General features: G+C 50.8%; 8 protein-coding genes and 2 tRNA genes. 6 read left to right on the top strand and 4 right to left on the bottom strand.

What is annotated here, in order from left to right; all coding sequences use genetic code 11:
• The 3 genes from NTV65_00470 to NTV65_00460 all read left to right on the top strand — a co-directional run.
• A partial coding sequence (locus NTV65_00470) for a dTDP-glucose 4,6-dehydratase (protein ID MCX6113677.1) occupies positions 1 to 733 on the top strand: 733 nt, incomplete at its 5' end.
• A gap of 19 nt (positions 734 to 752) precedes the next feature.
• Positions 753 to 1307: a dTDP-4-dehydrorhamnose 3,5-epimerase gene (gene rfbC, locus NTV65_00465; GenBank protein ID MCX6113676.1), complete on the top strand. Its 555-nt coding sequence runs from the start codon at positions 753 to 755 to the stop codon at positions 1305 to 1307.
• Positions 1297 to 2241, top strand: a complete 945-nt coding sequence (locus NTV65_00460; protein ID MCX6113675.1) for a hypothetical protein — start codon at positions 1297 to 1299, stop codon at positions 2239 to 2241. Before rfbC ends, NTV65_00460 begins: the two co-directional genes overlap by 11 nt.
• On the opposite strand, the gene pdxT is transcribed toward NTV65_00460, so the two are convergent.
• The 3 genes from pdxT to NTV65_00445 form a co-directional block, all read right to left on the bottom strand.
• On the bottom strand, positions 2228 to 2803 hold the full coding sequence (gene pdxT, locus NTV65_00455) for a pyridoxal 5'-phosphate synthase glutaminase subunit PdxT (GenBank protein ID MCX6113674.1): 576 nt from the start codon (positions 2801 to 2803) through the stop codon (positions 2228 to 2230). The genes NTV65_00460 and pdxT overlap by 14 nt on opposite strands.
• Positions 2804 to 2806: 3 nt before the next feature.
• Entirely contained in the window at positions 2807 to 3769 is a 963-nt protein-coding gene (pdxS, locus tag NTV65_00450) for a pyridoxal 5'-phosphate synthase lyase subunit PdxS (protein ID MCX6113673.1), read from the bottom strand.
• A gap of 24 nt (positions 3770 to 3793) precedes the next feature.
• Positions 3794 to 3869: transfer RNA gene (locus NTV65_00445), tRNA-Glu, on the bottom strand.
• A gap of 228 nt (positions 3870 to 4097) precedes the next feature.
• On the opposite strand from NTV65_00445, the gene NTV65_00440 reads away from it, so the two are divergent.
• From NTV65_00440 to NTV65_00430, 3 genes are all read left to right on the top strand, one after another.
• Positions 4098 to 4171 (top strand) — tRNA-Gln (locus NTV65_00440).
• Between the two features lie 30 nt (positions 4172 to 4201).
• Positions 4202 to 6079: a tetratricopeptide repeat protein gene (locus NTV65_00435; protein ID MCX6113672.1), complete on the top strand. Its 1878-nt coding sequence runs from the start codon at positions 4202 to 4204 to the stop codon at positions 6077 to 6079.
• A 14-nt stretch (positions 6080 to 6093) separates the two neighbouring features.
• Positions 6094 to 6870 carry a hypothetical protein gene (locus NTV65_00430; protein ID MCX6113671.1) on the top strand — a complete coding sequence of 259 codons (777 nt, stop codon included), beginning with the start codon at positions 6094 to 6096 and terminating at the stop codon, positions 6868 to 6870.
• A gap of 136 nt (positions 6871 to 7006) precedes the next feature.
• Here NTV65_00430 and NTV65_00425 read toward each other — a convergent pair.
• The coding region (locus NTV65_00425) for a hypothetical protein (protein ID MCX6113670.1) at positions 7007 to 7196 on the bottom strand (190 nt) is incomplete at its 5' end.

The following is a 7196-nucleotide window of genomic DNA, read 5'->3' as shown; positions in this document are numbered from 1 at the left end:
GCGTAGCTACTGGAGCGAGCTCGAAGGGGATCTCAGGCGCGCCTTTAGATTTCTGCACGTCTCTACCGACGAGGTCTACGGCTCCCTAGCGCCCTCCGATCCAGCTTTTAAGGAGACCCATCCCTACGAACCGAACAGTCCATATTCGGCCTCAAAGGCGGCCTCTGATCACCTGGTTCGTGCCTGGCACCATACGTATGGGTTACCGGTACTGACAACTAATTGCTCCAACAACTACGGCCCATTTCATTTCCCGGAGAAACTTATTCCGCTCTGTATTCTTAACGCCCTAGCGGGCAAGCCTTTACCGGTATACGGAGATGGACAGCAGGTGCGCGATTGGCTCTATGTGAAGGACCACTGTGTCGCTATTCGCAAGGTTCTCGAAGTGGGTGAGATCGGAGAGACCTATAATATAGGTGGATGGAATGAGAAGGCCAATCTCGATGTGGTTCATACCATTTGCGAGATCCTTAATGAACTTCAGCCCCGTTCTAATGGCGGATCGTACGCAGAGCAGGTTACCTTTGTCACGGATCGACCTGGACACGATCGCAGGTACGCTATCGACGCCTCAAAACTTGAGCGTGAGTTAGGTTGGAGGCCCGCTGAGACCTTCGACACCGGTATTCGTAAGACTATCCAGTGGTATCTCGATAATAGCGCCTGGGTCTCTAGCGTAACGAGTGGTGATTACCGCACCTGGTTAGACACCAATTACGGTGGTCGGTAGTAATAGAGGGATAGACACTATGAAGGTCGAGCGCCTAGCAATACCAGATATTGTCATGATTGAGCCCAAGCTCTTTGGGGATGATCGTGGATTTTTCTTTGAGAGCTTTAACCATAAAAGGTTTGAAGAGGTAATCTCTCGGCGAGTTTCCTTCGTTCAAGATAATCATTCGCGCTCCGTCAGGGGAGTGCTGCGCGGGTTGCACTATCAGATTAAAGAGCCGCAGGGCAAGTTAGTGCGTGTTATAGCTGGAGAGGTGTTTGATGTTGTTGTCGATCTGCGTAAAGGCTCCCAAACATTTGGTAGATGGGTGGGAGAGGTTCTTTCGGAGGCAAATAAAAAGCAGCTCTGGATTCCAGAGGGCTTTGCGCACGGTTTCGTAGTGCTCTCAGAGAGTGCGGACTTTCTCTACAAGACAACTGAGTACTATGCGGCGCAGCACGAGCGTTGCCTAGCCTGGAACGATCCGACCCTTAAGATCGATTGGCAGATACAGGAAACACCGATCGTTTCGGCCAAGGATGCACAGGGCCTCTCGCTACAGGAGGCGGAGGTCTTTACGGATGAGCTCTAACGATAGCTTGTCAGCGCTACCTACCCTTACTGAGATACCATCAGCGCGCACCGCATTAGCGTGGATTAAGGAGCTTCCGGTACTAGGAAGGTGCGCCAGAGCTATTCATGCCAAGCTGTCTGAGCGGCGCTGGGCGAGGGACTGTCAGAGGCATGTACGCAATCCAGTTCGTTATCCAGCGCTACCTGCAATCGAGCTAATTACGGCTAGGCATAGAACACCAGGCGCAGAGCCTGCGCGTATAGCTGTGGTTGTGCACCTCTTTTATCCTGAGCTTTTAGATCAGATCTGCGGGTATCTTCGTAACATTACGGAGCCCTTTGATCTGATCGTTTCGACCCCACATAGGGAGCTGGTAGTACGGATAGCGCAGTATTGTGCAGATCAAGCAGAGTCTGTAACGATCGCTATCGCAGAGAATCGCGGGCGTGATATCGGCCCATTTGTAGCCCTCTATCGCAGTGGAATCCTTAGCTCGTACGAGATGGTGCTAAAGGTTCACGGTAAAAAAAGTAGCTATAGCGATGATGGGGCGCGCTGGCGTATGGCGTTGCTTGATGAGCTTTGTGGGAGTCCTGAGGTTGTCTCAAAGACGCTCTCAATCTTTCGGCGGGATAGTACAGTGGGAATAATCGGACCCGCAGCCTTTTATCTAACCAATGAGCGCTTCTGTGGTTCGAGTACGAGCATCCTGCAGAAGCTATTAATACCGGCTCAAATTTTAGAAGGGTCTATTAATCCTGGGTTTTTTGCAGGCTCAATGTTTTGGTTTCGTCCTAAGGCTATTGAATTGCTTAACCAGATACCGGAATCACAGCTCTGCTTTAGAGCAGAGGATGGGAGCTCCGATGGAACTTTAGCGCATGCGATAGAGCGGATCTTTTGCCCCTTAAGTACGGCGCATGGTTACGAGATCTCTACTATAAAGCGATAAACCGTTGGTGCAGGGTCGTATCGCCGGTCAGCTCAATATGGAATGAGCAGGCCCAGATATGGCCCTGCGATATAAAGATCGGTTGACTAGAGAGTGAGCTCTCAATAGTTGGTATGGGGCGCGCTTGAGTTGGTGGCAGGAGCGCCAAGAGGGGGGCTCTAATAAAGTGCGCTCGAATAGGGGCCTCCTGACAGCTAATTTGCAGCTCGGTAGTAAAAGAATCGAGCTGACCGCCGTAAAAATTTCTATGTGCGGAGATATCGATTAGGTCAAGCGAGCCCTGGGATGGATTATGCACCTGGCGCGCCGCAAGGATAGCCCCAGCGCAGATCCCCCATACTGGATGGTGACGTGCGAACTCCTGCAGCGCTGGCACCATCTCAAAGCGCTTGATAAAGCGAAGCATCGTAGTACTTTCGCCACCTGGCAGGATAAGTCTATCGATCTGAGTAAGGTCGTGAGGACTAGTTACACGTAGGGTTGATGCCCCGAAAGTGGCTAAGATCTCTTCATGAGGCTCAATGCACCCCTGAAAACCAAGGATACCAACCCGTGGGGCCATCGCCTACCAGCCTCGGTTTGCCAGGAGCTCCGAGGGCTCGATGCGGCTGATCTCAATGCCGCTCATGGCTTTGCCCAGATTGCGCGAGAGCTCAAGCAGCTTCTTTGGGTCGTTATAAAAACAGGTTGCATCGACAATGGCGCGCGCAAGCTTAGCTGGGCTCTCTGACTTAAAAATTCCGGAGCCAACAAAGACCGATTCTGCACCAAGTTGTCTGCAGAGTGCAGCATCCGCTGGGGTTGCTACCCCACCAGCGGCGAAGTTTGGAACCGTAATCTTACCGAGCTCTCGTACCTGTTTGATGAGAGCCAGGGGAACACGATATTCGAGCGCTTTATCTGAAAGTTGTGTCTCTGAGAGGGTGCGTAGCTCCTCAATGCCGGAGCGAAGATCCCTTAGGTGACGGACCGCTTCGATAATATTCCCTGTGCCGGCCTCACCCTTAGTGCGGATCATAGCAGCGCCCTCGTTGATGCGTCTGAGCGCCTCACCCAGATTAGTAGCGCCACATACGAAGGGGGTTTTAAAGGGGTGCTTGTTAACATGCAGGTATGGGTCTGCGGGGGTAAGAACCTCCGACTCATCGATAAAATCGATGCCGATAGCTTCAAGGATCTGTGCCTCGGCCAGGTGTCCGATACGGATCTTGGCCATAACCGGAATACTGACCGCATTTTTTATATCTTCAATCATCTGAGGATCGCTCATACGAGCAACGCCACCATCACGGCGAATATCGAAGGGAACTCGCTCAAGGGCCATAACGGCGATTGCGCCGGCATCCTCGGCTAGACGAGCCTGATCGACATCAACTACGTCCATGATTACGCCGTTGCAGAGCATGCGGGCTAGGCCTACCTTTATCTCAAATGAGCTGGAATCAAAGCTTTCTGCCTGAGAGTTCTTAGGTAGCTGAGAGTTGTTAGATAGCAGGGTGGTATTAGATAACAGGGTAGTATTAGCCATATCTTTAACGAACAAGATGAATTGTGGTGACCCCAATGGGACTCGAACCCATGTTTCCGACGTGAGAGGCCAGCGTCCTAGACCACTAGACGATGGGGCCACAAGCAATAATCTGGGCACGCTAGCACGGTCGTGAATCTGATTCAACCAAACCAAGGGGGAGTTGCGATTATTGCTTGAGTGCGTGGAGTGTAAGTATTACTCCTAATAAGAACAGCGGGTTGGTCAAGTAGTTTGGTTTATAGCGAACATCCCTTGGCCTGGTTGATGCGCATTGCTTGGCATGATAACCTGAGTCGTTCCGATCGTTTAAAGGATTCGGACATATTCGCCCGTGGTGCAATGGTAGCACGTCAGGTTCTGACCCTGAAAATCGAGGTTCGAGTCCTTGCGGGCGAACCATTTTTGCAACGCCCTTGCTGGAACTATGGGATGCGTTTAATTAGATCAATTATTCCAGTGCTCCTTACATCCTCCGTGCTCGGATGTGCTAGAGGGAACCTCGATCCCGCCAGCACTATGCCAAGCACAGTCGAGGTCGACGTTTCAAACGCCTCTGCAGGCGCCTTTACACCGGACGTTGAGAAGCGCTCTGCCGCGCTGCACCACTTTGTGATAGGTCAGCTCTCGCTAAATCAGCAGGACTTTCAAGGGGCCCTTGATAACTTCGCCAAAGCCGATCAGCTTAACGATGAGCCCGCAGCTATTATTCACACTAAGCTAGCGGATCTTTATCTCCGTTTTGGTGAGCTTGATAAGGCTTTAATGGCCGCCAAAAAAGCGATGACCGAAGATCCGATCGATCCGCATGTGCGTTTATTATACGCGGGAATTCTTGAAAGTCTTGGAAGGGATTCAGAGGCTGAGCCGATCTATCGTGCTATAATTGAGGAGTCTCCTGGCAAGTTTGACGCTTATGTACTGCTCTCAAATTTATACATGAAGCAGAAGAACTATGAGCAGGCGCTTGAAATTCTTCGAAGGCTGATAGCTAAACACCCGAACGAAATCGTTGGATACTACTACCTCGGACGGGTGTACGAGCAGATGAGCAAGCTCGATCGGGCAGAGGAGGCATACTCCAAGGTTGTAGCGGCAGATTCTGCCCTTACTAACGGCGCTACTGAACTGTTGCGAGTGCTCTTGCAACAAAATAAGACCGAGAAAGCCAAGGCCCTGTGTGAGAAGATCCTCAAAAAAGATCCGAGTAACGTCTTGGCGCGCAAAGTGCTTGGACACCTGATGCTTGGAGAGAGCAAGCTCGATCAAGCTTTGCAGCATCTGACGGTGTTGAAAGAGCTAGAAGCTGACCCGAGCGATACCCGTTTTAAGGTGGCGTTAATTCAGATTGAGAAACAGAACTACAAGGAAGCTGAGCGTGAGCTAAGCTTGGTGATTGCTAAAAATCCGAGCCATGCCGAAGCACGCTACTACCTGGCGTCAATTTATGCCGGCTCTGGCAAGCGTAAAGAGGCTATAGAGGAGCTGCTTCAGATTACAGAGGATAGCCCTATGTATGTTAAAGCCAGAACCTTTGCTGCGTTCGTTCTGCGCCAGGATGAGAAGCTCGATCAAGCGAGGGAGGTTATCGAGGATGCGCTTACTGCGGAACCAGGAAATAAGAATTTGATATTATACCGTGTGCTACTCCTGCGTGACCTTAATGAGTATGAGGAGGCCGAGCAGCAGCTACGTAGCGCGCTTGAAACAGAGCCAAAGGAGGAGCGCTTTCTCTTTAATCTGGGACTTGTTCTACGAGATCGAGGAGAGCGGGCGCAGGCCAACGTTATTATGGAGCAGGTCTTGGTCATAAACCCCAAGAACTCCGAGGCGCTCAACTACGTTGCTTACGCCTTGGCCGAAAGTGGAACCGAGCTTGAGCGCGCACAGGGGCTTATTCAACGTGCTCTTGAGGTTAGTCCAACAGATGGCTACTACCTTGATACCCTTGGCTGGATTCAGTTTAAGCAGGGCCAGCTTGTGTTAGCTGAAGAGACCCTATCAAAGGCTATTAATTTTTCCGGGGAGGACCTCGTTATCGTAGAGCACTACGTTGAGGTGCTGCTCGCGGTTGGAAAGCAGCACAAGGCGGTAGCTTTTATGAAGGCTATAGTTGAGCAGAGTCTTGAGGACCAGGAGCTGTTAGATCCGGATAGTGCTCAGATCTATAAGCGTATTAAGCAGAAGTTGCATGAAATATTACAGCAACACCCAGAGCTGCAAGGAATAGATAAGATGCAGCTCAGCAAGCCACCAATTCAACGGGAAGAGTACTCCTCGATGGGGTTCGACATTCTCCAGGATATGTAGCGTTAGGATCTTATATGGTCAATTTAGGAAGCTGTATGGGCTGCCTGTGCCTTATTTTTACTGCTGGATGCTCAGTAGCTCCTGCATTTCAGCCGGAAGCCACGCCGCTTAGATACGAAGAATCTATGGCGCACTGCGAGCAGCTCAATCAAGAGCGCCCCGCCATCGAATCCCTTAGGTCCCTTGCAGAATCAACTATCTCGCATAGTGGGGATTCTATTTCGTTTCGCTATGTGATCGTAACGCGCGAGCCTAAGGATCTGCGTATAGATCTATTGCCAATGGAGGGTGCTTTTACCCTGGGGCTTCTTGTAACGCAGGGTGAACAGATACTTTTGCTTAATACGCAGGATAAAACCTATCTAGAGACAGAGGACCGCGCCGCGGTGCTTGAGCGCTTTCTAGGGATTCGTGGCATTACGCGCGAGATGATTATAGCGATAGTGAGCGGAATTGCGCCGCACTTTGATTGCTCACAGGTAGAGATCCTGCAGGGGCAGGATGGGGTATCGGTTGCTATTGATAGGGTGCAGCATGTGGCCTGGGATCTCGCTGGTAATACGGGGCGCGTGACCGCATTTTATATCTTAAATAATGAGCACGATACGATAGGGGCGCAGGGCGCACTCTACTATTCGGGCAATGCTAGCCCCAGTTCGATGAGTCTCGCGCTCTATCAGCCGCTAGAGGCGCAGGGCATTATGTTATTTAAGAAGGTGGTTATAAATCCTGTCATAGCGGATGAGATCTTCACTATAGCGGTTCCGGGCGATTATTCAGAGGAACGCTAACCTAGTAATAGGTAGGATTAGGAGCTGAGATTTTTGGTTCCTCACCGATAAGTTTGTGTACATTAGATGGAAAACCCCTGCGCTGGAACGTGAACCGCTTCCCGTTACCTGCTCCCGCTCCGATACCGGTTAACCCTTAAAAACCAGCTTTGAGAGCATGGCCGCCAAATGGAAGTGGCGGCGCGGCGCAACTGGTTGACAATATCGCTATTTCCTTTTGGGAGGAGGCGAATAACACTAATAACCTATTCAGTAATTCAACCGACTTTTGATAGACTTCGAGCTTTTCATGACAAAACATATCTTCTATTAATCGGTTCTTTTCG

The organism is Pseudomonadota bacterium (assembly GCA_026390555.1).
Taxonomy (GTDB): Bacteria; Bdellovibrionota_C; UBA2361; order UBA2361; family OMII01; genus OMII01.
This window is presented reverse-complemented; position numbering and strand designations above follow the sequence as displayed.